Raw genomic sequence first — 24345 nt, 5'->3', positions numbered from 1 at the left:
ACCCCGCATCTGCGGGGTTTTTATATCAAGAGTCAGAATTCCTTTTATAGGGTGATATCCGGCTGCTGTCGCACGCAGTCGACATAGTACTCACTACGTCCATCCACATCCGCTTTAACCAAGCCATGAATATCGGTCTCAAAGCCAGGGAACTTCTCATTAAAGTCCCTCGCAAAATAGAGATAATCCACGATGCGTTTGTTAAAGCGCTCACCTGGAATGAGAAGTGGAATACCAGGAGGATAAGGTGTAACCAACATGGCGGTCACGCGACCGTCCAATTGATCCAATGGAACGCGATCGACTTCTTTGTGCGCCATTTTTGCCCAAGCCTCTGAAGGCATCATGGCTGGCTCCATATCCGATGTGTACATCTCAGTAGTCATACGAGCCACATTACGGCTCTTATAGAACTCATGGATTTGCTGGCAAATGTCTTTCAGACCAACGCGCTCATAACGTGGGTGCTTCGCCACGAACTCTGGCAAGACTTTCCACAGCGGTGCATTTTTATCAAAGTGATCTTTAAATTGTTGCAACTCCGTTACCAGAGTATTCCAACGACCTTTGGTGATGCCGATGGTGAACATAATGAAGAAAGAATATAAGCCGCACTTCTCCACGATCACACCATGCTCAGCAAGATACTTAGTCACGATACTTGCTGGAATACCCATCGAGCCAAAATTACCTTCAATATCAAGACCGGGGGTGACTACTGTAGCCTTAATCGGATCAAGCATATTGAAGCCCTTGGCAAGTTTGCCAAAGTCATGCCAACTTGCATTCGGCTCCAACACCCAATCAGAGCGCTCGCCAATACCCTCTTCGGCCAAATGATCTGGGCCCCAAACCTTAAACCACCAATCTGCGCCAAACTTATCATCTACTTCACGCATGGCGCGACGGAAATCCATTGCTTCAGCAATAGATTCTTCAACCAAGGTAGTCCCGCCAGGAGATTCCATCATCGCTGCAGATACGTCGCAAGACGCAATGATGGCGTACTGAGGGCTGGTTGAGGTATGCATCAGATAAGCCTCATTAAAACAATCCTTATCCAGCTTGTGCTCTTCAGCATCCTGTACCAACACTTGTGAGGCCTGAGATAAACCTGCCAAGAGCTTGTGGGTTGACTGGGTAGCGAACATCAAGCTCTTCTTGGTCCGCTTACGGTCAGCGCCAATCGCATGCATATCTTTATAGAACGGATGAAATGCAGCATGTGGCAACCAAGCTTCGTCAAAATGCAAAGAATCAACCTTGCCATCCAGCATCTCTTTGATCATCTCCACGTTGTAAACGATACCGTCGTAGGTGCTTTGCGTCAGCGTCATCACACGTGGAACAACGTTCTTGTTCTTGATGAACGGGTTGGCATCAATTTTCTTTTTGATGTTGGCCCACTCAAATTCCTCTTTTGGAATTGGACCAATAATGCCAAGGTGATTACGGGTTGGCATTAAGAAAATCGGGATTGCGCCCATCATCGTGATCGAATGAATCACTGACTTATGGCAATTACGATCAACCAAGACAACGTCACCAGGGGCAACGGTGGAATGCCAAACAATTTTGTTTGAAGTCGATGTTCCATTGGTTACAAAGAACAAATGATCTGAATTAAAGATGCGGGCTGCATTGCGCTCGCTCTGGAGGACTGGTCCAGTATGGTCCAGGAGTTGACCCAACTCCTCCACCGCATTACATACGTCAGCGCGGAGCATATTCTCACCAAAAAACTGATGAAACATGCGTCCTACAGGACTCTTTAGAAATGCAACGCCCCCTGAATGGCCAGGGCAATGCCAAGAGTAAGAGCCTTCAGATGCGTAATTGGTTAAGGCACGGAAGAATGGTGGCGCCAATGAATCCAAATACACTTTGGCTTCACGAATAATGTGGCGCGCAACAAACTCAGGAGTATCTTCATTCATGTGAATGAAGCCATGTAATTCGCGCAAAATATCGTTAGGCATGTGGCGCGAGGTACGGGTCTCACCATACAAGAAGATGGGAATATCTTCATTGCGCTTGCGCACCTCAGTAATAAACGCACGCAAGTTATTCAATGCAGGAAGATCATGATCCTCAGAATCTGAAACAAACTCTTCATCATCAATAGATACGATAAATGAAGAAGCACGGGATGCTTGTTGGGCAAATGAGGTCAAGTCGCCATAGCTAGTTAAGCCAATGACCTCCATACCTTCGTTCTCAATCGCCTCGGCGAGGTCGCGAATACCCGAACCCGAAATATTCTCTGAGCGAAAGTCTTCATCAATAATGATGATTGGGAAACGAAATTTCATAAATACTCCCCTGCTGTTTTGTCCGATGTGTTCGGAACCCACTTCTCAAAATTGGCTAGATCAATGACCCGCCCACCATCTGGCAAAACCGTGACTATATCGATAAATGACGCATTTTGCTGCACATCCCGAGGCAAGTAAACATGTCGGGCATAAACTTGGTTGGCGAGGCTCTCGTGATAGCCCGTAAAGGTAATTAAGAGGTGCCAATGGCCATTGAGCGCGCTATTACCTAAGAACTCATTTAAGGCACTAGATTCATCCAGGCTATGCATTGCAGTCCACGTCAAAGAGAAGACTGGACTCTCTGAACGATGGAGTGGCAACTCAACTGATCTCCGATAGCGCTCGCCCTCTGCTGTCATGCTCTCAGCAATTAACCATAGGCGAAGTTGAGCCTCCACAATATGCGAGCTACGATCATTGGCAACGCGAAACTTTAAGGTTTTGATGCCATCATGATTACCCACTACCGCTACTTTCGTGAATCGCACACCAGCCGTTGGTCGTGTAAATCGAGCGAACGCTAAACCCGTTGTTAAAGCTGAGTACACAATTCCAAAGAATGCCTCGAATGTCACGATTGAGTTTGGCCAATGCCCTACTGGCGTCATCTGACCATAACCAATGGTTGCCATAGTTTGTACGCTAAAGAAAAATACATCAATCAATGAGCCTGGGGTTGTATTGGTGATCGCGCCTGGTCCACAGGCTAAGTAGGCCAATGCAAATAAGAAATTGGTACCCAAGTAGACACAAATCACTAAGAGCAAAAACTTGCTCCAGCTTGTGCCTAACAACCAATGATAGAAATTGTTTTCTGGACGCGCTACGGCCGAACGCGTCAGCGTGGCGCGGTATTCATCGAGGTTGATCCGCTCGGGGCGGCGACCCAGGTGAAATTTTTCCACTACCGTGAATGAATTAGGTCTTAGGCAGGGTTACGCCCCGCTGACCTTGATATTTACCACCACGATCTTTATAGGATGTGCCACAAACTTCGTCACTCTCGAAGAAGAGTACTTGCGCGCAACCCTCACCCGCATAAATTTTGGCGGGCAATGGTGTGGTGTTAGAAAACTCTAAGGTGACATAACCTTCCCACTCTGGTTCGAATGGGGTTACGTTCACAATAATGCCGCAGCGTGCATATGTGCTTTTACCAACGCATACAGTTAAGACGCTACGAGGAATCTTGAAATACTCAACGGTTCTTGCTAAGGCAAATGAGTTTGGAGGAATGATGCAAACATCACCCTTGAAATCCACAAAGGATTGCTCATCAAAGTTTTTAGGGTCAACAATTGTGCTGTTGATATTGGTAAAGATCTTAAATTCGTCTGCGCAACGAATGTCATAGCCATAACTTGATGTGCCATAACTTACGATTTTGTTGCCTGAGGCGTCTTGGCGAATTTGCCCAGGTTCAAATGGGCTGATCATGCCTTGCTCGCCCATGCGGCGGATCCAGTGGTCAGATTTAATAGTCATGGGCGAATTGTAAAACCTTCGACCCCTACTGCCCATGAAATTATGGGGTTTTTGGACTAAAAACCACCCGCTCTGGGGCGTTGTAGATCTCAAAGTGTTTGCCCGAACAACGGGACAGGATGCTGAGGTTTGTCTTACGCGCCAGCTCTAAGCCCATCAGAGTGACCCCTGAGCGGGTTAGCAAGAATGGGATGCCCATCTGGGCGCCCTTGATCACCATCTCCGAGGTAAGGCGCCCTGTGGTAAAGAAGACCAAATCTCTGCCAGGTTTATTCGCCAGCCACATCAAGCCTGAAATCGAGTCCACCGCATTGTGACGCCCTACATCTTCAATCAGGTGCAATAGACGCACACCATGCTCACCCTCGCGCTCAAATACGGCGCAGGCATGAACTGATCCGGACTTTTTGTAAATCGTGTCATGAACCCGAATGTTCTCAACTAGGGCAATGATGGCCTCTTGGGTGAGCTTGGGGCCGTCTGGCAAGCGAATCTCTGCCATCTCCTCCATGAGGCCACCAAACATCGTGCCCTGACCACAACCGGTAGTGACAACGCGCTTGCTCGTTAAGGCGTCGATATCCACCGTACTGCGCCGAGTCTTCACCGCCGCCGAATCGGTTTCCCAGTCCACCTGAATACTTTCAATATCATCCGGCGATTCCACCAAGCGTTGATTGCGCAGGTAGCCCAAGACCAAAGCTTCGGGAGCACCTCCCAAGGTCATCAAGGTCACCACCTCACGCTTGTCCAGATAAATCGTCAGTGGACGTTCCCCAGGAATATGAGTTAACTTGCGACGCCCTGCCTCATCCAAAACCTCGACCTCGTGCACCAAGGGCACTGAAGCGCTGGACATTTGAATGGTGGGTTTTGCAGCCTCTACGGACATGAACTACCTTCTAAATCGGGGGTGAGCACTATTTTATCGACACTAAACGGATCTTTACTTTAACCGCAGACTAAAATCACTGCTCAAGCCATCATAATGTTGGATTAAGCCCCAATTTAACCTTTCTTCAATCATCCGCTTTACATGAGTAGCTCACAGCGCCGCCTTCTCGTTACCTCCGCCCTGCCGTATGCCAATGGTCAGATCCATATTGGCCACTTGGTGGAATACATCCAAACTGATATTTGGGTTCGCTTCCAGCGCATGCGCGGCCATGAGGTTCATTATGTTGGCGCCGACGACACCCATGGCACACCCATCATGCTGCGCGCCGAGAAAGAAGGGTTGACTCCTAAAGAATTAATCGCGAATGTTTGGAAAGAACATAAACGCGACTTCGACAATTTTCTGATTTCATTTGATAACTACTACACCACTGATAGTCCTGAGAATGAAACACTCTCACAAAGCATCTACCTCAAGCTACGCGATGCAGGGTTGATTGAGAAGCGTGCTATTGAACAGGCATACGATCCAGTCAAAGAGATGTTCTTACCAGATCGTTTCATTAAAGGTGAATGCCCGAAGTGTGGCGCAAAAGATCAGTACGGCGACAATTGCGAAAAATGTGGTGCTACTTATTCCCCAACGGATTTAAAGAACCCGTTTTCAGTAGTGAGTGGTGCAACTCCAATCAAGAAAGTCTCTGATCACTATTTCTTTAAATTATCCGATCCACGTTGCGAAGCTTTTTTACGTGAGTGGACACAAGTAAAAACACCGCTGCAATCCGAAGCCCGTAATAAGATGAAAGAATGGGTTGGTGAGCCTGGCGATAGCAAATTAGGCGACTGGGATATTTCTCGTGATGCCCCCTATTTCGGCTTTGAAATCCCCGATGCACCTGGTAAATACTTCTATGTCTGGCTGGACGCGCCAATTGGCTACTACGCCAGCTTCCTCAATTACTGCCAAGCCAAAGGCCTGAATTTTGATGAGTGGGTCAAGCCTGACACCACTACAGAGCAATACCATTTCATTGGTAAAGACATTCTGTATTTCCATACCCTGTTCTGGCCAGCCACTTTGCAATTTGCAGGCTACCGCACGCCAACCAATGTATTCGCTCATGGATTCTTAACCGTTGACGGCGAGAAGATGAGTAAGTCACGTGGTACGCTCATTTCTGCAAACAGCGTGATTGAGTGCGGCTTTAATCCTGAATGGTTCCGCTATTACTTTGCTACTAAGCTTAATGACAGCATGGAAGATTTAGATTTAAATCTTCAAGACTTTGTTGCGCGTGTGAATAGTGATCTGTTAGGTAAGTACATCAATATTGCAAGCCGTAGTGCCGGTTTCTTGGTGAAGCGTTTTGGCGGCGTTGTTTCTGATGAAGCAATGGGTCACCCCTTGTTAAAAGAAATTGCAGACGCCAGCGAAAAAATTGCGGCACTCTACGAGGGAAGAGAGTTTGCCAAAGCCTTGCGTTCGATCATGGAGCTTGCAGATAAGGTAAACGGCTTTGTTGATGAAAACAAGCCTTGGGAAATCGCTAAGGATCCAGCCCGTGAAGCTGACCTACAAAAAGTCTGTAGCGTGACCCTAGAAGCATTCAGAATGCTCAGCCTTTATTTAAAGCCAATCATCCCGAATGTGGCTGCCGGTGTTGAAGAATTTTTGTCATTGAAACCCCAGTCTTGGTCTGACATCGCCACACCGCTCTCAAGCAAAAACCCAATCAAGCCCTACAAGCACCTCATGACCCGGGTTGAAGCCCCACAAATAGAGGCTTTACTGGCTGCAAACTTGTAAAAATCGGTCTAAAAAGCACCTATAATGGTGCTCATAGACCTCAATGTGCATTAGCCTTTAACTTTATAAGTTATTGAATTTATTGAGTATTTTAGGAAACGTCATGGCAAGATACCAATCCGAATTCACCCAGTTCTTAAATGAACTGAAGACCCAAAAACCACATCTGGAGGCTGACCAACAAGCTGGTCGCGCCCTACTATGGGACAAGGAGCCTCTGACTGTCGAAGACCAACGTCGCGCCAAAGCAGCCAAACTCAAACAACGCGCCTACGTTTACTCGAATGACTGAGCCAAATTCTCAGCCAATTCCGGATTTACTAGATAGCACCCCATCGGTCACCGATGGTATGTCGGAAGCGTTCGCCAAGCTTTATGGCGAACCACTGTTTAAGCTTCCAAACGATTTATACATTCCGCCTGATGCATTGGAAGTTTTCCTTGAGGCCTTTGAAGGCCCGCTCGATCTTTTGCTGTATTTGATTCGTAAGCAAAACTTTAATGTTCTCGATATTCCGATGGCGCAGGTTACACAACAGTACCTCAGTTACATCGACCAAATTCGTCATCACAATCTTGAGCTCGCTGCAGAATATCTACTGATGGCCGCCATGTTGATTGAAATTAAATCACGCATGTTGTTGCCAATGAAGAAGGCTGACAGTGAAGAGGAAGTGGAAGATCCACGCGCAGAGCTAGTTCGTCGCCTACTTGAATATGAGCGCATGAAGCTGGCCGCTCAAGAGCTCGACCAAATTCCACAGCATGGACGTGACTTCCAAGTGGCGCATGGTTTTGTCGATACTACCGTTGCAATCACATGGCCAGAAGTCAATTTAGAAGACCTACAAATGGCCTGGCGCGATGTCTTGCACCGCGCTAAGTTAACTCAGCACCACACCATCACTCGTGAAGAACTTTCTGTGCGTGACTTTATGACCCGTATTTTGCGTCGCCTGCAAAATACCCGCTTTATCGAATTTAGCGAACTATTTGAAGATGCCATCAAGTCTGGCAAGGGAATTCCAGTTGTCATTGTCAACTTTATTGCCATGCTGGAACTTTCTCGCGAATCTTTGGTGGAGATCACCCAAGCAGAACCCTACGCACCAATTTACGTTCGCCTAGCCTACACTCCTGTTGCATGAAAATCATTAGCGATATTCAAGAACTGCGCGATCATTTGCGCGGCCAAAATCGCGCCTCCTTTGTGCCCACCATGGGTAATCTCCATGAAGGCCATCTATCGCTGATGCGCCTGGCAAGGCAACATGGTGATCCAGTAGTTGCCAGCATCTTTGTGAATCGCTTACAGTTTGGCCCAAACGAAGATTTCGATAGCTACCCTCGCACGATGCAGACCGATATTGAAAAGCTTGAAAAAGAAGGTGTGTATATCTTATTTGCACCTACTGAGCGCGACCTCTATCCACAGCCACAAGAGTATCGAGTAGATCCGCCTCAACAGCTTGGTGACATCCTTGAAGGCGAGTTCCGCCCAGGCTTTTTTAAGGGCGTGTGTACCGTAGTTTTAAAACTCTTTTCCTGCGTCCAGCCCAAGGTTGCCGTGTTTGGCAAAAAGGATTATCAGCAGTTGATGATCATCCGCCAAATGGCCAAACAATTTGCTTTGCCAGTAGAGATTATTCCTGGCGAAACCATTCGCGCTGATGATGGCTTAGCGCTCTCTTCCCGAAATGGCTACCTCTCTAACGAAGAACGTGCGGAAGCACCTGAACTACAAAGAGCGCTCAAACAAGTGCGTGAACAAGTATTGCAACTCAGTTCACGAAACGCCAATGCAATATCCGAGATTGAAAAAGCAGCAGTTGCCAATTTAGCAAGCCGGGGTTGGAAGCCTGATTACATTGCCATTCGTCAGCAAAGCAATCTTGCGCCCGCTTCAAATGAAAACCTACAAGCAGGCGAGCCTCTAGTCATTTTGACTGCCGCCAAACTTGGAAAAACTCGCTTGATTGATAACCTAGAGATTTAATTCTCTAGGCATCAGCTTACAGGGCGAAGAACTGCCCTACTTGTAGACTCAACTCTTTAGCCAACTCTGCGCCATTCACCTTGCCAGCCGCACCTTTTGCTTTGAGTACTTCGATCTGCCCACCATGACAGGTCACAAAGAATGAATCCAAAGTGATTTGAGTTACCTCACCTGGCTTGCCCTTAACGGCACCGAAAGTTGCTGCAATATGCTTATGACAATCGTAGATTTGTACTTTTTGCTCACCAAACTTGGTCCATGCACCCGGCGCAGGGTTGCATGCGCGAATCAAGTTATAGATTTGGCTAATGTGCGATGCCCAATGAATCTGAGCGGCATTGGCATCAAACCAACCTTCGTAATTTGCTTGTGACTCATCTTGCACGATTTCTTGATGCTTACCTGCCACCACGAGATCAGCGGCTTCCAACAGGGCTTTGACACCAATCGGAAATAAATGATCAAAGTAAATTTTTCCAAGAGTGTCATCCGGTCCGATGGCCACTTCTTTTTGCAAAATCACTTCGCCTTCATCCAAGCCATCGGATGGGCGGAAAATAGTCAGACCCGTTTTTTCCTCTCCCAATGCAATTGCCCAGTTGATGGCGCTTGGGCCACGATACTTTGGCAATAAAGATGGGTGGTACTGAATTGTGCCGTGCTTTGGAATTTTGCAAAGCTCTTGCGGAACAAACTGCAACACATAAGCCATGACGCAAATATCCGCCTGGCTATCAATCATTGCCTGAGCCGCCTCAGGACTTTTGAGCGAAGCAAATTGCAAGGGATGAAGCCCCCTTGCAATTGCAGCTTCTTTTAAAACTTCTGGCTTGCTTGATTTGGGATTATCGGGTGGGCAGAAGACGGCAACCACTTCATCGCCGCGATCCAAAAACGCCTCTAAAGCCGCTTTACCGAAATCCGCACTCCCAATCAAAGCAACCCGCATCTTAGATCACCTTACTGTGACGAAGTTCGATAAGATCATCTGTAGAGTATCCAAGCTCGCTCAGAATCTCATCAGTATGTTCACCGAGTAATGGTGAGCGTGTCACTTCTGTTGGGCTATCTGACATCTTAATTGGATTGCCAACGGTCAAATACTTTCCACGAATCGGATGATCCACTTCCACTACTGTTCCTGTAGCGCGTAATGCTGGCTCTTCTGCGATTTCTTTCATCGACAAAATGGGGCCGCACGGAATGTCATACTTGTTCAAGATATCCATAACTTCAAACTTCGTCATGGTCATGGTCCACTTCTCAATCTCAGCGAAGATTTCCATTAAGTGTGGCAAGCGTGCCATCGGTGAGGCGAAGCGAACATCAGTAATCCAATCTTCACGACCAATCACTTTACAAACTGCTTCCCATACCGGAGCTTGAACAATCACATACATATAGGCATTAGGATCTTTTTCCCAGCCCTTACATTTCACAATCCAACCAGGTTGACCACCGCCAGAGGCATTACCAGCGCGGGGTACAGAGTCACCAAACTCGCCGTTAGGGAACTGTGGGTACTCTTGCATCAATCCATTGCGTTCTAGGCGCTGCTGATCACGCAACTTTACGCGGCACAAGTTCAACACCGCATCTTGCATCGCCGCCAATACCTTTTGGCCACGACCTGAATGGGTACGCTGATACAAGGCAGTCACGATGCCCAAGGCCAAATGCAAGCCAGTGCCGCTATCGCCAATTTGCGCGCCCGTAACCATGGGAGGACCATCATCAAAACCGGTTGTAGAAGCAGAGCCACCAGCACACTGTGCGACGTTCTCATACACCTTGCAATCTTCGTATGGACCAGGACCAAAACCTTTTACAGATGCCATGATCATCATGGGGTTCAACTCTTGAATACGTTCCCAAGAAAAACCCATGCGATCGAGTGCGCCTGGAGCAAAGTTCTCAACAAGAACATCACACTCCTTAATGAGACGCTCCAGAATTTCTTTACCTTTTTGAGTCTTCGTATTTACTGTGATGGAGCGCTTGTTGTGGTTCAACATCGTGAAATACAAGCTATCAGCATCAGGAATATCACGCAGCTGTCCGCGTGTCGCATCCCCTTCCCCTGATTTTTCTACCTTAATTACATCTGCGCCAAACCAGGCCAACAACTGCGTACAAGTTGGCCCTGATTGAACGTGCGTAAAGTCGAGGATTTTGACCCCTTCTAGTGCTTTTGCCATGGTTTAAGTCCTAATAAGAATGAAAATTTTGAATTAGGACGATTTTACCAGCGGGGGCTACTGGGAAACGGCATGTGCTTAATTTTTAAGCACACTCTACAGTCAAAGCCTACAGGAACTGCATACAACTAAGTTGTTGGATTCTCTAGGTCCGCAATGCGCTTTTTCAGAGCTCTTTCCTCGGCAAACCGAGCAGTCTCATCCCGAATAATTGCCACGACGCCATTCGCCTGGTGATTCGCATCAAATAGCATTCCAACAGTAAATGCGATCGAGAGTGTGTTGCCATCCTTATGCTTAGCAGGAACCTTCAGCAAAGAAGTGCCATAACGAGTTGTGCCTGTCTGCATTGATTTGCTATAGCCTTCGCTATGTCGTTGACGCTGACGTTCAGGAACAATCAAGTCCAAAGTCTGGCCTAAAGCCTCTTCTTCGGTGTAACCAAAGATGCGAGTGGCAGATGGATTCCACAAGACAATTTTTTCATTGGCGTCTGACACGATAATCGCATCACCAACACACTCTACCAACTGGTGTAAATCAATACTGGTTTTCATATTCTCAGTCTAAAACGATTTGCCAATATCTGCAGAAGTATTTCTTCTGAGATTAATAAGTAATAAAAAAGGCGCTCACGAGGAGCGCCTTAGAGATACTGCAATTACAGATGGTTCTTATTAAACTGCTTTTGCTGCGTGCAATTTAGCGATGTCATCAGCGCTGTAACCAAGGTCAGACAACACTTCATCAGTGTGCTCACCCAATACAGGAGATGGCTTCACATCGATTTGCAAATCAGAGAACTTGATTGGGCTACCAATAGTCAAGTACTTACCACGAACTTTGTGGTCAACTTCAACAATCGAACCACTCTTACGCAAGTCTGGTGATGCAGCCAATTCTTTCATAGAGAGAACTGGAGCGCATGGAATATCGAACTTGCGGAGAATGTCCACAGCTTCGTATTTAGTCTTATCTTTGAGCCAATCTTCAATAGTTGCGAAGATGTCAAAAATCTTATCTTGACGAGCTTCAGCAGTCATGTATTTAGGATCTGTTGCCCACTCTGGTTTGCCCAAAGCCTTAGTAATTGGCTCCCAAGCGTGACCTTGAATAGTGAAGTAGATGTATGCGTTTGGATCAGTTTCCCAACCTTTACACTTCAACACCCAACCTGGCTGACCGCCACCACCAGCGTTACCGCCACGTGGAACGACATCAGAGAATGAGCCGTGTGGATACTGTGGATACTCTTCCAAGTAGCCAACTTTGTCCAAACGTTGTTGATCGCGCAACTTCACGCGGCACAAGTTCAATACAGCGTCCTGCATTGAGCAAGATACTTTTTGGCCACGGCCAGTTTTTTCACGTTGCATCAATGCAGTCAAAATACCAATTGCCAAGTGCATACCAGTATTAGAGTCGCCCAAAGCAGCAGCAGAAACAGTAGGAGGACCATCCCAGAAACCAGTTGTAGAAGCAGCACCACCAGCACACTGAGCTACGTTCTCATACACTTTCAAATCTTCGTATGAGTGGCCATCGCTAAAGCCTTTTACAGAAGCCATGATCATTTTTGGATTCAATTCTTGGATACGCTTCCAAGAGAAACCCATACGATCCAAAGCACCAGGACCGAAGTTCTCAACCATTACGTCAGAAGTCTTGATCATCTTCTCTAAAACTTCTTTACCTTCTGCAGTCTTAGTATCCAATGTCAATGAGCGCTTGTTACCGTTGAGCATTGTGAAATACAAAGCATCAGCGCCTGGAATATCGCGCAATTGGCTACGAGTAACGTCGCCAGCACCTGGACGCTCTACTTTGATCACGTCTGCACCGTACCAAGCCAACAACTGAGTACATGCAGGACCTGCTTGTACGTGTGTGAAGTCAATAATGCGAATACCATCTAATGGTTTAGTCATGCTTGTTTCTCCTTAAGTATTTCTTGTTTGCTTCTAAATTAATTAAATTACTTCTTAGCAGCTGCTGTAGATGGGTTTAAGTTTGTTAAACGTCCACTTTCAGTACCTGCGGTCTCATCAATAACAGCATTGATAAGAGCTGGTTTACCGGCAGCAATTGCTTCTGTTAATGCTGCTTCTAATTCTGCTGGAGTAGTTACATAGTAGCCAACACCACCAAATGCTTCAATCATCTTGTCGTAACGCGCATCTTTAACGAACACGGTTGGCGCAACATCCGCACCACCAGTTGGGTTTTGATCTGTGCCGCGATACACACCATTGTTGTTAAACACAACGGTTGTGATTGGGAGCTTGTAACGGCAAACAGTTTCTAATTCCATACCGCTGAAACCGAAAGCGCTGTCACCCTCAACTGCCACTGTTGGCAAGCCGCTGGTAACGGCTGCGCCGATAGCGTAGCCCATACCGATACCCATAATGCCCCAAGTACCAGAGTCAAAACGCTTACGTGGCTTGTACATATCCACGATAGCGCGGCAGTAATCCAAAGTATTAGCGCCTTCGTTTACCAAGTTCACATCTGGGTTCTTCTTGATCACATCACGAATTACGCGTAATGCGCCGTGGAAGTTCATTGGATTAGCTTCTTTAGCCAATGTCTCAGCCATCTTCGCTGTGTTCTTCTCTTTCTTCTCGGTAATTGCAGCAATCCATTCAGCGCTTGGCTTTGGAACAGCAGAAATACCCTTCAAGAGTTCACCAACGCATGAACCGATATCACCAATCAATGGTGCAGCGATTTGCACGTTGCTATCGACTTCGTTTGCTTGAATATCGATTTGGATAAATTTCTTAGGATCTTTACCCCATGTCTTGCCTTTACCGTGCGCAAGCAACCAGTTCAAACGAGCACCAACCAACATCACCGCATCAGCCTCGGCCAATACGAATGAACGTGCTGCAGAAGCAGACTGTGGATGGTTATCTGGCAACAAACCTTTTGCCATAGACATTGGTAAATAAGGAATGCCAGATTTTTCGATCAAATCACGAATTTCTTTATCAGCTTGTGCATAAGCAGCACCTTTGCCCAAGAGAATCAATGGGCGCTTAGCACCTTTGAGCACATCTAATGCACGAGCAACTGCATCAGCAGCTGGGATTTGACGTGGAACTGGATCGATTACCTTGAAGATAGACTTCTTAGCTTCTTCAACAGGCATAGTTTGAGAAAGCAACTGTGCTGGCAAGTCCAAATACACACCGCCTGGACGACCAGAAACGGCTGCACGAATCGCACGAGCAAAACCAATGCCGATATCTTCGATGTGATTAATACGATAAGCAGCTTTACAGTATGGCTTAGCAGCATTGAGCTGATCCATCTCTTCGTAGTCACCCTGCTGCAAGTCAACGATCTCGCGTTCGCTTGAACCAGAAATCAAAATCATTGGGAAGCAGTTCACAGTAGCGTTTGCTAGTGCAGTCAAACCATTCAAGAAACCTGGCGCAGAAACAGTCATGCAAATACCAGGCTTTTGTGTCATGTAACCAGCAATCGCTGCAGCATTACCTGCGTGTTGCTCGTGACGGAAACCAATGAAGCGCAAACCTTCTGCCTGAGCCAAACGGCAAAGGTCAGTAATTGGAATACCAACAAGACCGAAAATAGTATTTAGGTCGTTTGCTTTCAAGGCATCGATAACGAGGTGAAAGCCATCTGTTAACTGGGTGTTTTGATTATCTGTTGTCATAGTTGTGTATGTGAATTGCAGGTATAGCCCCAACATTCGTCAAGGCAATTTAGCTTGCGCTACCGTCTCCAATAAAGTTATTAATCGCACAACGGGTTTTGGGACCCGCTTAGGCTGAGGTGAATATTAGGCTTGAGGGTCTAGATCATCATTGACTTCGGTCAATTTCCCTCAAATCCTTGATCCTAAAGGGGGTTGTCGACTTCCAAAAGGCTTAAATGAAGAGCTCTTTATGCTTGGTTTTGAGGCGGCTCAAGGTCTCTGGGGAGAGGTTTAAATAAGCAGCCAGCTCTTTCTTAGGGAGGAGCTCAAAGAGGTCCTCGTACTTACGTAAAAAGCGCTCTACCCGACCTGGTGCATCAAGCATATGTAAAGTAATCGTATGAGCCATGATCTCACTCATCAGGCGCATCACTTCAAACTCGAAGCTTTCCTTTAGCGACTTGTGCTCTTCCAGAAACTCTGCCCATTTTTTGAGGGGCATGCGAGCCACACGGGCTTTGGTAACGCTGGCAATGCTATATGGGGCCGCGGTCTTCAGGCGCCAAGCGGCATAGCTAGTCTCAATGTCTTTTTCAATGGCAAAACGCAAGATCATCTCTTTGGCATCAGCGCTAGAAACGATACGCTTGAGGATTCCATCCAGCACAAAGTACTGCTCCATCTGATGATCACCCTGGTGCAACAAGATCTCGGACTTTTTGAGATCTGAAATCTCTAAATGGCGCTCTAATTCCGCCATTGCAGCCGCATCTAAGCTATTGAGTACACAGTTTTGACTCAACTGAAGGCGAATCAGGTTTTTTTCGGGGTGCTTATCTAATGCGGTCATGAATCCTTCATCCTAGACCCATATTGTAGGCTTTTTTGGCACAAAAAGCGGGCATTTCAGCCTAAAACCCCAGCAAGATAGGCTAGAATTGCGGGGTCGTGGTGCCATATTGCAATGCAATAGGGTTAAACGGGAAACACTAAACGTGTGCTGCCCCCGCAACGGTAAGTAAATGCCTCTTTTATAAACACTTGAAGAGGTCAGGAATCTGAAAACGCCACTGTGCGCGTCAATCGCATGGGAAGGCCAGGTTCTGAGATTTACTAGCCCGGATACCGGCCAAGACAGGTGGAATTTTGCGGACGGGGAACTTCGCGCGCCGATGACAGCGCCCTATCTTGCGATCTGACGCCCAATTGACGCCAATCTCCTGCACAAGAAATTCTGTTCGACCCAGCTTACGGGGAAGTGAGCCAGGTATTCGACAACAGAAAGTTAAAAATGAAACAGCAGTTCAGTAAGAAGAAAATTGCCTTGCTTTGTGGCATTGCATATTCACTCATAAGCCCCAGCAATACATTCGCACAAAACTCTCAGTCAACAGTCATAGTCACTGGATCACGTTTTGCAGAAAACTTAAATGAGGTGCCGGCAAATGTAAATATCATCACCCGCGAGGAAATTGAAAATTCAAGCTCGAACACAATCCCTCAAGTACTCTCACAAATTGGTGGTCTACGCGTTTCAGGATTAAATTCAAGCTCATTAAATTTAGATGCCTCGGTTGATATGGGTGGATTTGGCCCTACAGGCAACAGTACGACCGCCGTTTTGGTGGATGGCATTCGCATAAATCCTATTGACTCAGGAAACATCGATTGGGAATCCATTCCAATCGACTCCATTGAACGCATCGAAATACTTCAAGGGGGCGCCAGTGTGCAGTACGGTAACGGCGCTGTCGGTGGCGTTATAAATATCATCACTAATGGCGGCAAAAAAAGCATTAATCAGGCATCCACCACTTATGGCAGTTGGGGAACCTCCATCAATAATGCTGTTTTTAAAAATGCCGTTGGTGAGACGACTTATCAGCTCAGTGCAAATACATCAAATACAAATGGATGGAGACCCAACACCGCCGCAAACGCATATTCGATAGATGGAAAAATTTCGCAGAACCTAGGAAATGGGGATCGATTATTTTTCGATGTTTATTACGCCTATACAAACTCACAACTAGCAAGTCCAGTGGTTGGACTTGTTGGGTCTGGCAACCCACTATCAGTCCGACCACAAAATGCTGGAAATAATTTGACTACAAATAATTCAGGATTTAGACAGGGGCTTACGAAAACAATAGATGAGAATTTTGTTGCAGAGCTTGATACTTCATACAACAAAAAAACTACATTCGCTTACACACCCCAAGCAGATTACTTTGCTGACGCATATACCGCGGGCTCAGCAATGAACAATAAACTTCAAGGCTGGCAACTTGCAGTGTCACCCCGAATTAAAGCAAATATTTCCAATATAGGCACCACTATAGTTGGCTACGATTTCTCAAAAGCAAATCAAGCCGGAAGCAATAGTTACAGCCCACAATCTCAATCAACTATTCTTGCAAACCAAGCAGATAACGGAGGTACTTACTACAACAACTTAATTAGTGACTCACAAAGCGCAACTCAAATCAATAATTCAGTCTACATAATCCAAAAAGTACCTTTCAATAAGATATTCGAAGCAAGCGGTGGATTTCGAAGACAAGTACAACAAGCCTCAACATCGAGCACATCAATTTCTGCGGCGAATGGCACTGTAACCAATAATCAACAATATTCCGCCAATGCTGGAGATGTTGCATTAAATGCCAATTACCTCCCTGGCCAAAGGGCGTACATCAAATGGAATCAATCGTTTAGATTTCCAAACATTGATGAGTACTGGGGATTTTCATATGGACCACCTCCCAATTACACAACCACTATGGTTTTTAGCGGAATCCTACAACCACAAACTACCCAAACCTATGAAATTGGTGGCAACTGGACGATGTTGGGCTCTCGACTAACTTCGTCGCTTTTTAAATCAATGACGCAAAATGAAATTAGTTATAACCCAGCAACTGGTTATAACTACAATTCTCCATACCAAACTAACCGCACTGGCGTTTTATTCGATATAGCATCTAACCTAGGAACCTCATGGAATATTGGAGCTGGTGGAAAGTATCAAAAATCATATTATGCCAACGGCCCATATTCGGGAAATGCAATTCCTATAGTTCCAGACACACTTCTCAACGCTAGAGCAAACTATATGATTACAAGCAATTGGACTCTGGGTGGAGTTGTAAACTACGTAAGCAATCAACACTACGATACTGGCCCAAGTTATTACAGCGCCTCTCCTGTAATGCCTTCATATGTTGTAGGAGATATTTTTACATCCTATAAATTTCAGGCTTTAGAAGCCCGTTTTACTATCAAGAATGTGGGTAACGCACAATACTCTACCTACGGAACTGCACCGAGTAATGTCTCAAGTAAGTACTCTTACTACCCTAGCGAACCTAGATCAATTTACGCAACATTAAAATACAGCTTTAATTAATCAATTCAGCGATAGACTCGGTTTGGACTGCTCCTTTAGCCTCCAAACTGAGATCACGCCATTCGTCTGCGCCTAAGGCTACAATGCCCATATGAGCGAGCCAACCTCCCTACCTCCCAGTCTTGATGACCTGAGTACGTCACTTCAGCGTTTGTCTGAAAAGATTTCTCTCATTCAAGATGCTGTGCGTAATCTGACACAGAGTCGTGTGCAACTTGAGGGCAAGATTGAGGATGCTCAAAAGCGAGTACAACGTATCTTGAGTCGTTTGCCTGAGCAAAACGATGGACGCCAACTCAATTTACTTGGCGAAACAATTCCAACAACCAATCCAGAGGACGACAGTGAGCCAACAACGCATTGAAGTAACTCTTGCCGGTCAGAAGATCACTCTAGCCACCAGCGCAGAACATGAACCACTGCTTCGTGCAGCCTGTGTATTGGTTGATGAACAAATTCAACTGGCGATTAGCGGTGGCAATCGCAGTATTGAGCGCGCTAGCATGATGGCCGCTCTCAAAATTGCTGGCGATCTAATTAAGTTACAAAATAATCAAACGCAACAAAGTCCTTCTTCGAATGTGAGCTCCGATGAAGTTACTCGTCTTCAAGCAGAGATTCGCGGTCTTGAGGAGCAGGTAGACACTTTGATGCAAACCCTTTCCCTGCCTGGTTCGCCAAGGCCAATAGTTCCTTGAACCGATGCGCAAGCATCCGGAACGATCTTTACCTTGTGGGCGTGAGCGTTTTGCGAGTTCACAGTACCAACTTAGACTTGGTTACTCCCTGAGTTCCTTAATGCACCCGAAACAAAGTAGCCGTTCCACCTTGAACCTTTGGGTTCAGGATGACGGCCTAGCGGCTAAGGCGGGGAATTCATGTTACTAAGCGATATCTTGATGCTGATGCTTTGCGGAAGCATCTCTGGATTTTTAGCGGGACTTCTGGGCATTGGTGGCGGCATGATCTTGGTGCCGTTCATGATCCTTGTTTTTAATCACCTCGGCTTTAATCAAGAGGTGATTGTGCACATGGCTATTGCTACAGGCATGGCTACGATTTTGTTTACTACCTCTTCAGCAATTTGGGCTCACCATAAACATGGCTCAATTGATTGGAAGCTCGTTGCCGCACTTAGCCCCGGAATGGTTTTTGGTGGCCTCATTGGTGGCAGTGAATTATTTGAAGCACTTAAGACTTCTTGGCTTTCATTATTCTTTGCCATCTTCATTGTCTACACATCGATTCAGATGCTGTTGAATAAAAAACCTACCGCAGGCAGAGATCTACCTGGCGTTATTGGTCTTTTCTCCTTTGGTGCCTTCGCCGGCGCTTTAGCTAGCTTGGTTGGCGCAGGTGGCGCCTTTATTACCGTGCCATTTATGCTTTGGTGCAATGTAAAGCCCCACACAGCAATGGCAACCTCTTCAGGCCTGGGACTTCCAGTCGCAATGGCTGCAACTCTTGGTTATATGTATGGCAGCTGGGGCAACCCCAATCTTCCAGAAGGCTCAATGGGATTTGTTTATTTACCTGCAGTAGCCTGCATTGTGATCGTAAGTATCTTTACAGCCCCCTTTGGTGCCAAGATGGCCAGGAAACTGAACGTCGCTCAACTCAAACGCGTCTTTGGCATCATGCTGTTTTTCCTTGCAGCCTTCATGTTCAATGAAAGCCGCAAGGCATTTGGTTTCTAAACAGCTCTAGTTTATTAACTACTGTATTGCTGGCGCAGAATATTCTTCTGCACTTTACCCATCGCATTACGAGGTAAATCTGCAACAATCTCCAAGCGCTTAGGTATCTTAAAGTTCGCAATCTGAGTTTTTAGAGTGGCGATCATCGCTTCGGAATTTAATTTAGCGCCCTTCTTAGGCACAACGATTGCCATAACTGCTTCACCAAAATCAGGATGCGGAATACCGATCACGGCGCTCTCATCAACGCCATCCATATCATCAATAAAGCCTTCAATTTCTTTTGGATATACGTTGTATCCACCAGAAATAATCAAGTCTTTACTACGACCAACGATGCATAAGTAATCGTTTGGAGCTTTGCCGCCATTTGCTTCTCCGCCCCAGCGACCTACGTCACCAGTCTTAAACCAACCGTCCTTAGTAAATTCTTCTGCGGTCTTTTCCGGCATACGCCAGTAGCCCTTAAATATATTTGGGCCTTTTACCTGAATGCTGCCGATTTCATTTACACCACAGGGCTTATTGTTTTCATTGACTACACGCACCTTCACGCCCGGCAATGGCAAACCAACAGAGCCGCCTACACGTGCACCTTTGTATGGATTGGAAACCAACATCACGGTCTCACTCATGCCGTAGCGCTCCAATATCGGCTGTCCAATCACCTTTTTGAAGGTATTAAAGGTTTCAGTCAGCAATGGTGCAGATCCTGAAATAAACAGGCGCATATTGCGGGTTACCTTCTTCGTAAATCCTTTATCAGCCAACAGGCGCACATAGAAAGTGGGTACACCCATTAATACAGTGGACTTTGGCATGTGATGGATTAACTGCGATACGTCTAAGCGTGGTAACCAAATCATCTTGCTACCGTTGATCAATGCACCATGTGCCGCCACAAAAAGACCGTGTACGTGGAAAATAGGCAAAGCATGCAAAAGTACATCGCCTTTTATCCAACCCCAATACTTTTGCAATACCTGGGCATTGCTATACAAGTTCTTGTGGGTCAACATCGCGCCTTTGCTACGCCCTGTAGTACCAGAGGTATACAGGATGGCAGCCAAATCATCATCTTTAGTGGCAACTGTCTTAAATACATCGCTCAACTTACCCGCACGCTCGAGCAAGCTACCCGTACGATCATCATCTAAGGTGAGAACATGTTTGGTTCCCGCTTTAGAAGCAACTTTCGATACCCAGGAATAGTTCTTGCTACTGCACACCACTAATGCAGGCTCAGCATTCTCAATGAAATATTGCATCTCAGCTGCTTGATAAGCGGTATTGAGCGGCAAATAAACATAACCAGCACGGATGGTTGCCAAATATAAGAAGAGAGCTTCCGGAGATTTCTCAACCTGGACTGCGACTCGAGCACCAGCCGGGAGCTTCAAGCTCTTTAATAAATTTGCCAGCTTGGCAGTAGCACGCTCTAAATCACTCCAGGAGTAATACAAACCATCATGGGTTTCAATCGCGCAGGCTGATTTATCTTTTGGAAAGCCTTTTTCCAATACTGAATACAAATTCATTGAAGCCTCTAATTAAACAATTTTAAGAATGAAGTATTAATCTAATTTCGCACCCGATGCTTTTGCTACAGCCGCCCAACGTTTAATGTCAGCTGCCACAAATTTGCCAAAAGCATCGCCTGACATATTCGGAGTATCTGAGCCATTGTTAGTCCAGATTGTTTTCAAGTCAGGGGTATTAATTGCTTTTTGTACTTCAACAATCATTTTGTCAATAATTGGCTGTGGTGTTCCCTTTGGAGCAAATAGACCATACCAAGTGGAAACCTCATAACCGACTAAACCCGCTTCAGCCGCAGTAGGAATTGAAGGAAAGCCAGGAGCACGCTTTTGAGATGCAACTGCTAAAGCAACAATTGAGCCATTCTTAATCTGCGCTGCAGATGATCCTAGTCCGTCAAACTCGACATCAACCTGCCCCGCAATCAGATCCTGCATTGCGGGCCCAGCGCCGCGGTAAGGAATATGCGTAATGAAAGTTTTCGTCAGCATCTTAAATTGCTCCCCAGCCAAATGGTGAGAGGAGCCATTTCCAGCACTAGCGTAATTAAATTTACCTGGATTCTTTTTCAGCAGATCAATAAATTCTTTCAGGCTTCTGACTTGTACATTCTTAGGATTCACCACGATTACCTGCGGTGGATTAGCAACCATTGCCACAGGAACAAAACTCTTTTCGATGTCGTAATCCAATGCGGGGTACATAGCAGGAGCAATCGCATGGTGAGCGGCGCCCATAAAGAATGTATAACCATCTGGCGCTGCTTTTGCTGCGATTGAGGCACCCAATGTGCCACCGGCACCACCACGGTTATCAATCACAATTTGTTTGCCCAACTGTTTTGTCAATTGCGCCGCTAAGGGTCTTGCAAAAGCATCTGTTCCCCCGCCAGCAGGGAAAGGAACAATAAATGTAATGGGCTTATTTGGCCAATCTTGCGCGATTGCGACCATAGGGGTCAAACACGCAATTAGCAGAACCTTTTTAAACCAGGTCATTAATGTTAAATACTTCATCATTTTGTACTCCTCCGTAGCCTACATCGATCTTTATATTTTTTATATACAACCGCAATACTGCTTTGGGACATGTCGTTCCTGCGCTTTTGGCATTTTAGAACGAATACCTCAAATTTTCCTCTGGAAACATCTCCCGCTATTTCACGCTTACAACTGCATTAAACGCCCTACCGCACGTGAATAATCAATTTCTCCATGAGTAAATCGCTCATGATTCTCTTCAACAGAAGAGAGATCATATAAATAATTGACCATCAAAGAGGCTGATTGGCGCAAGCCTTTGCGCGATAAATCCCCCGCCCAATTAATTTGATGCAATTTAGCGCCATTACCCAAATGAAATTTAGCTACTGGATTACCGTTTCTGCCAGCTGATCCCAAGGCCAAATAAATACTGGCAAGACAAAGCAAAGCGGACTTTTCTTTTTCTGTCGCGGAATCGGGATGCCATCCAGCACTCAGTCGCTCAGCCCAGGATCGCTTAGCAAGATCTAACACCTCCAAAGATTGCTCTCGAGCTAATCGAACGGCTGGCTTTAATTGCACGCCCGTTTTCTCATCACTAATATCAGCGCCCGCAGCAACCCAGTCCATAAATCCTGGAATAGGAGAAAGTGTTACAAAGGTTTTAATTCCAGGGAATTCGGCATGCAATTTCTCGGCGACGCGCTTAATTAAGAAATTCCCCATCGAGACGCCACGTAAACCGGGTTCGCAGTTACTAATGGAGTAGAAGGCAGCAACTTTGTATTGAGAGGTTTGGTGCACAGTCTCCGCTTTTTTATCCACCAAAGGGGTAATGACTGCAGGAATTTCAGGGAGCAGAGCGACCTCAACGAAGATCAATGGCTCATTGGGCAACTGTGGGTGAAAGAAAGCAAAACAACGACGGTCAGGCTGCAGGCGCCTGCGCAGATCATCCCAACCGTCAATGGCATGAACTGCCTCATGCTGAATCAACTTTTCCAAGACTTCTGCTGGGGACTTCCAGTCCACCTGATGCATTTTCAGAAAGCCGGGGTTAAACCAAGAAGATAAGAGATGACGCAAATCAAAATCCACCGCAGTCAACTCAGGCTGCTTATCTAAGAGTTGCAATAAATCACGACGCATTGCAACTAAGTCGGCAGTTCCATTGGTTGCACGATTGAGGCGACGAAATAATTCTTGTCGTGGTGGCTCAGTCACGCGTTGCAACTTAATATAGTTACGCGCACTAGCCTCACTAGAAAAGTTTTGCGCTGCTGCCACTACAGCAGCAGGGTCTGGATTTAATTTCTCGAATAAGAAAGTAAAAAACTTAAGATGCTGATCTTTAGTGAGTTTGCGATAGTTATTAAAGACGTCATCAGCCATGCTCAAGGCGTTTGACTCACCTCGCTCGGAAATCAGACGATTTACCGCACCAGTGACTCGTGAGAAATATCGCGCTTTTGCTAGCTTTTCAAGCATTTAAGTAACCCTCTAATAACCTACAAAGATTAAACAGAATCGTACTGCACTCTATTAAATTATGTAGCCAAAGACGCCGACCGGCGTTGTATTAGATAGATACCAAACACGATCATCGGCACGCAAAGCCACTGACCCATAGATAAGCCAAGACCCAAGAGGCCTAGAAAAGCATCAGGCTCTCTAGCGTATTCCGCCAAAAAGCGGCACAAACCATAGCCCAGCAAGAACAGACCTGAGATTTGCCCCACTCTTCTAGGCTTGCTTGCGTAGATCCATAAAACTAAACCAAGTAAGACACCCTCACCCAGTAATTGATAAATTTGCGATGGGTGACGCGGCACGGAATCTACCAAAGGGAATACCATCGCCCAAGGCAAATCTGTTGGCCTGCCCCAAAGCTCACCATTAATAAAGTTACCAAGGCGCCCGAAAGCCAATCCAAACGGAACTAAGGGAGCAACCAAATCACTCACAACAAAAAATTGCGTACCCTTCTTTTTTGCGAACCAAAGCAAAGCAATTAACACTCCCAAGAGGCCGCCATGGAAAGACATACCGCCTTCCCAGATCTTCAATATATTCAGCGGGTGTGAAAAATAAAACCCAGGCATATAGAACAAGGTGTAACCAATGCGGCCTCCTAGCACTACGCCCAAGACGCCAGCAAACAGTAAATCCTCTAAATCTTTATAGGTCCAACCCAAGGCTTGATAACGTGGCGCGCGAATACGCAAACGACCTAGCAATAAGAATTGGGCAAATGCCATGAGATACATCAACCCATACCAGTGAATCGCAAAGGAACCAATGCGGATTGCGGCAGGGTCAAACTGTGGATGAATCAACATGAAAAAT

General features: G+C 46.2%; 20 protein-coding genes, 1 other RNA gene, 2 pseudogenes and 1 riboswitch. Of the genes and pseudogenes, 9 read left to right on the top strand and 14 right to left on the bottom strand.

From position 1 onward, the window contains the following. Positions 1–44: 44 nt before the first annotated feature. From IC571_RS03895 to IC571_RS03880, 4 genes are read right to left on the bottom strand one after another with little or no spacing between them, the layout of a single operon-like run. A complete protein-coding gene (locus tag IC571_RS03895) occupies positions 45–2312 on the bottom strand; it encodes an arginine/lysine/ornithine decarboxylase (RefSeq protein ID WP_215317509.1) in 2268 nt (755 codons plus the stop codon). Then, positions 2309–3223, bottom strand: a complete 915-nt coding sequence (locus IC571_RS03890) for an ion channel (protein WP_215317508.1) — start codon at positions 3221–3223, stop codon at positions 2309–2311. Before IC571_RS03890 ends, IC571_RS03895 begins: the two co-directional genes overlap by 4 nt. Before the next feature lie 13 nt (positions 3224–3236). Continuing rightward, the gene (dcd, locus tag IC571_RS03885; RefSeq protein WP_173955487.1) at positions 3237–3803 is read right to left on the bottom strand and encodes a dCTP deaminase; all 567 of its coding nucleotides are present in this window, start codon (positions 3801–3803) and stop codon (positions 3237–3239) included. A gap of 40 nt (positions 3804–3843) precedes the next feature. Continuing rightward, positions 3844–4695, bottom strand: a complete 852-nt coding sequence (locus IC571_RS03880) for a formate dehydrogenase accessory sulfurtransferase FdhD (protein ID WP_215317507.1) — start codon at positions 4693–4695, stop codon at positions 3844–3846. 144 nt (positions 4696–4839) lie between these two features. Between IC571_RS03880 and metG the strand changes: the two are divergent. The 4 genes and pseudogenes from metG to panC all read left to right on the top strand — a co-directional run. Further along, positions 4840–6504 (top strand): annotated as a pseudogene (gene metG / locus IC571_RS03875) (methionine--tRNA ligase); the annotation flags it as partial. A 109-nt stretch (positions 6505–6613) separates the two neighbouring features. After that, the gene (locus tag IC571_RS03870; RefSeq protein WP_215317505.1) at positions 6614–6802 is read left to right on the top strand and encodes a DUF3460 family protein; all 189 of its coding nucleotides are present in this window, start codon (positions 6614–6616) and stop codon (positions 6800–6802) included. Next, complete coding sequence (locus IC571_RS03865; protein WP_215317504.1) at positions 6795–7658, top strand: ScpA family protein; 864 nt, start codon at positions 6795–6797, stop codon at positions 7656–7658. The genes IC571_RS03870 and IC571_RS03865 overlap by 8 nt, the downstream gene beginning before the upstream one ends. Further along, positions 7655–8506 carry a pantoate--beta-alanine ligase gene (panC, locus tag IC571_RS03860; protein ID WP_215317503.1) on the top strand — a complete coding sequence of 284 codons (852 nt, stop codon included), beginning with the start codon at positions 7655–7657 and terminating at the stop codon, positions 8504–8506. Before IC571_RS03865 ends, panC begins: the two co-directional genes overlap by 4 nt. A gap of 16 nt (positions 8507–8522) precedes the next feature. Here the strand turns inward: panC and IC571_RS03855 are convergent, their stop codons facing one another. The 6 genes from IC571_RS03855 to IC571_RS03830 form a co-directional block, all read right to left on the bottom strand. Beyond that, complete coding sequence (locus IC571_RS03855; RefSeq protein ID WP_215317502.1) at positions 8523–9455, bottom strand: methionyl-tRNA formyltransferase; 933 nt, start codon at positions 9453–9455, stop codon at positions 8523–8525. A 1-nt stretch (position 9456) separates the two neighbouring features. Continuing rightward, entirely contained in the window at positions 9457–10704 is a 1248-nt protein-coding gene (gene frc, locus IC571_RS03850) for a formyl-CoA transferase (RefSeq protein ID WP_215317501.1), read from the bottom strand. Between the two features lie 128 nt (positions 10705–10832). Continuing rightward, entirely contained in the window at positions 10833–11261 is a 429-nt protein-coding gene (locus tag IC571_RS03845; protein WP_215317500.1) for a PAS domain S-box protein, read from the bottom strand. A gap of 120 nt (positions 11262–11381) precedes the next feature. Continuing rightward, complete coding sequence (gene frc, locus IC571_RS03840) at positions 11382–12632, bottom strand: formyl-CoA transferase (protein WP_215317499.1); 1251 nt, start codon at positions 12630–12632, stop codon at positions 11382–11384. 47 nt (positions 12633–12679) lie between these two features. After that, positions 12680–14389 carry an oxalyl-CoA decarboxylase gene (oxc, locus tag IC571_RS03835; protein ID WP_173955477.1) on the bottom strand — a complete coding sequence of 570 codons (1710 nt, stop codon included), beginning with the start codon at positions 14387–14389 and terminating at the stop codon, positions 12680–12682. A 214-nt stretch (positions 14390–14603) separates the two neighbouring features. Continuing rightward, complete coding sequence (locus IC571_RS03830; RefSeq protein WP_215317498.1) at positions 14604–15221, bottom strand: Crp/Fnr family transcriptional regulator; 618 nt, start codon at positions 15219–15221, stop codon at positions 14604–14606. 82 nt (positions 15222–15303) lie between these two features. After that, positions 15304–15520: riboswitch (cobalamin riboswitch) on the top strand. Positions 15521–15662: 142 nt separating this feature from the next. On the opposite strand from IC571_RS03830, the gene IC571_RS03825 reads away from it, so the two are divergent. From IC571_RS03825 to IC571_RS03805, 5 genes and pseudogenes are all read left to right on the top strand, one after another. Continuing rightward, positions 15663–17780 carry a TonB-dependent receptor gene (locus IC571_RS03825; protein ID WP_215317497.1) on the top strand — a complete coding sequence of 706 codons (2118 nt, stop codon included), beginning with the start codon at positions 15663–15665 and terminating at the stop codon, positions 17778–17780. 91 nt (positions 17781–17871) lie between these two features. Then, positions 17872–18144: a hypothetical protein gene (locus IC571_RS03820; RefSeq protein WP_215317496.1), complete on the top strand. Its 273-nt coding sequence runs from the start codon at positions 17872–17874 to the stop codon at positions 18142–18144. After that, positions 18065–18340 (top strand): annotated as a pseudogene (locus IC571_RS10530) (cell division protein ZapA); the annotation flags it as partial. The gene IC571_RS03820 and the pseudogene IC571_RS10530, both read left to right, overlap by 80 nt. Before the next feature lie 99 nt (positions 18341–18439). Continuing rightward, positions 18440–18658, top strand: a non-coding RNA gene (ssrS, locus tag IC571_RS03810) — 6S RNA. Then, entirely contained in the window at positions 18659–19477 is an 819-nt protein-coding gene (locus IC571_RS03805; protein ID WP_215317495.1) for a sulfite exporter TauE/SafE family protein, read from the top strand. A gap of 14 nt (positions 19478–19491) precedes the next feature. Here the strand turns inward: IC571_RS03805 and IC571_RS03800 are convergent, their stop codons facing one another. The 4 genes from IC571_RS03800 to lgt all read right to left on the bottom strand — a co-directional run bounded on the left by IC571_RS03800 (position 19492) and on the right by lgt (position 24338). Next, positions 19492–21015, bottom strand: a complete 1524-nt coding sequence (locus tag IC571_RS03800) for a malonyl-CoA synthase (RefSeq protein WP_215317494.1) — start codon at positions 21013–21015, stop codon at positions 19492–19494. Positions 21016–21051: 36 nt separating this feature from the next. Next, positions 21052–22032 (bottom strand): tripartite tricarboxylate transporter substrate binding protein, encoded by a 981-nt coding sequence (locus tag IC571_RS03795; RefSeq protein WP_215317802.1) that lies wholly within the window; start codon positions 22030–22032, stop codon positions 21052–21054. 150 nt (positions 22033–22182) lie between these two features. After that, complete coding sequence (locus IC571_RS03790; RefSeq protein WP_215317493.1) at positions 22183–23487, bottom strand: malonyl-CoA decarboxylase domain-containing protein; 1305 nt, start codon at positions 23485–23487, stop codon at positions 22183–22185. A 59-nt stretch (positions 23488–23546) separates the two neighbouring features. Continuing rightward, entirely contained in the window at positions 23547–24338 is a 792-nt protein-coding gene (lgt, locus tag IC571_RS03785) for a prolipoprotein diacylglyceryl transferase (RefSeq protein WP_215317492.1), read from the bottom strand. Positions 24339–24345 lie beyond the last annotated feature (7 nt).

Origin of the sequence: Polynucleobacter sp. MWH-UH2A, assembly GCF_018687195.1 — a bacterium.
Taxonomy (GTDB): Bacteria; Pseudomonadota; Gammaproteobacteria; order Burkholderiales; family Burkholderiaceae; genus Polynucleobacter.
This window is presented reverse-complemented; position numbering and strand designations above follow the sequence as displayed.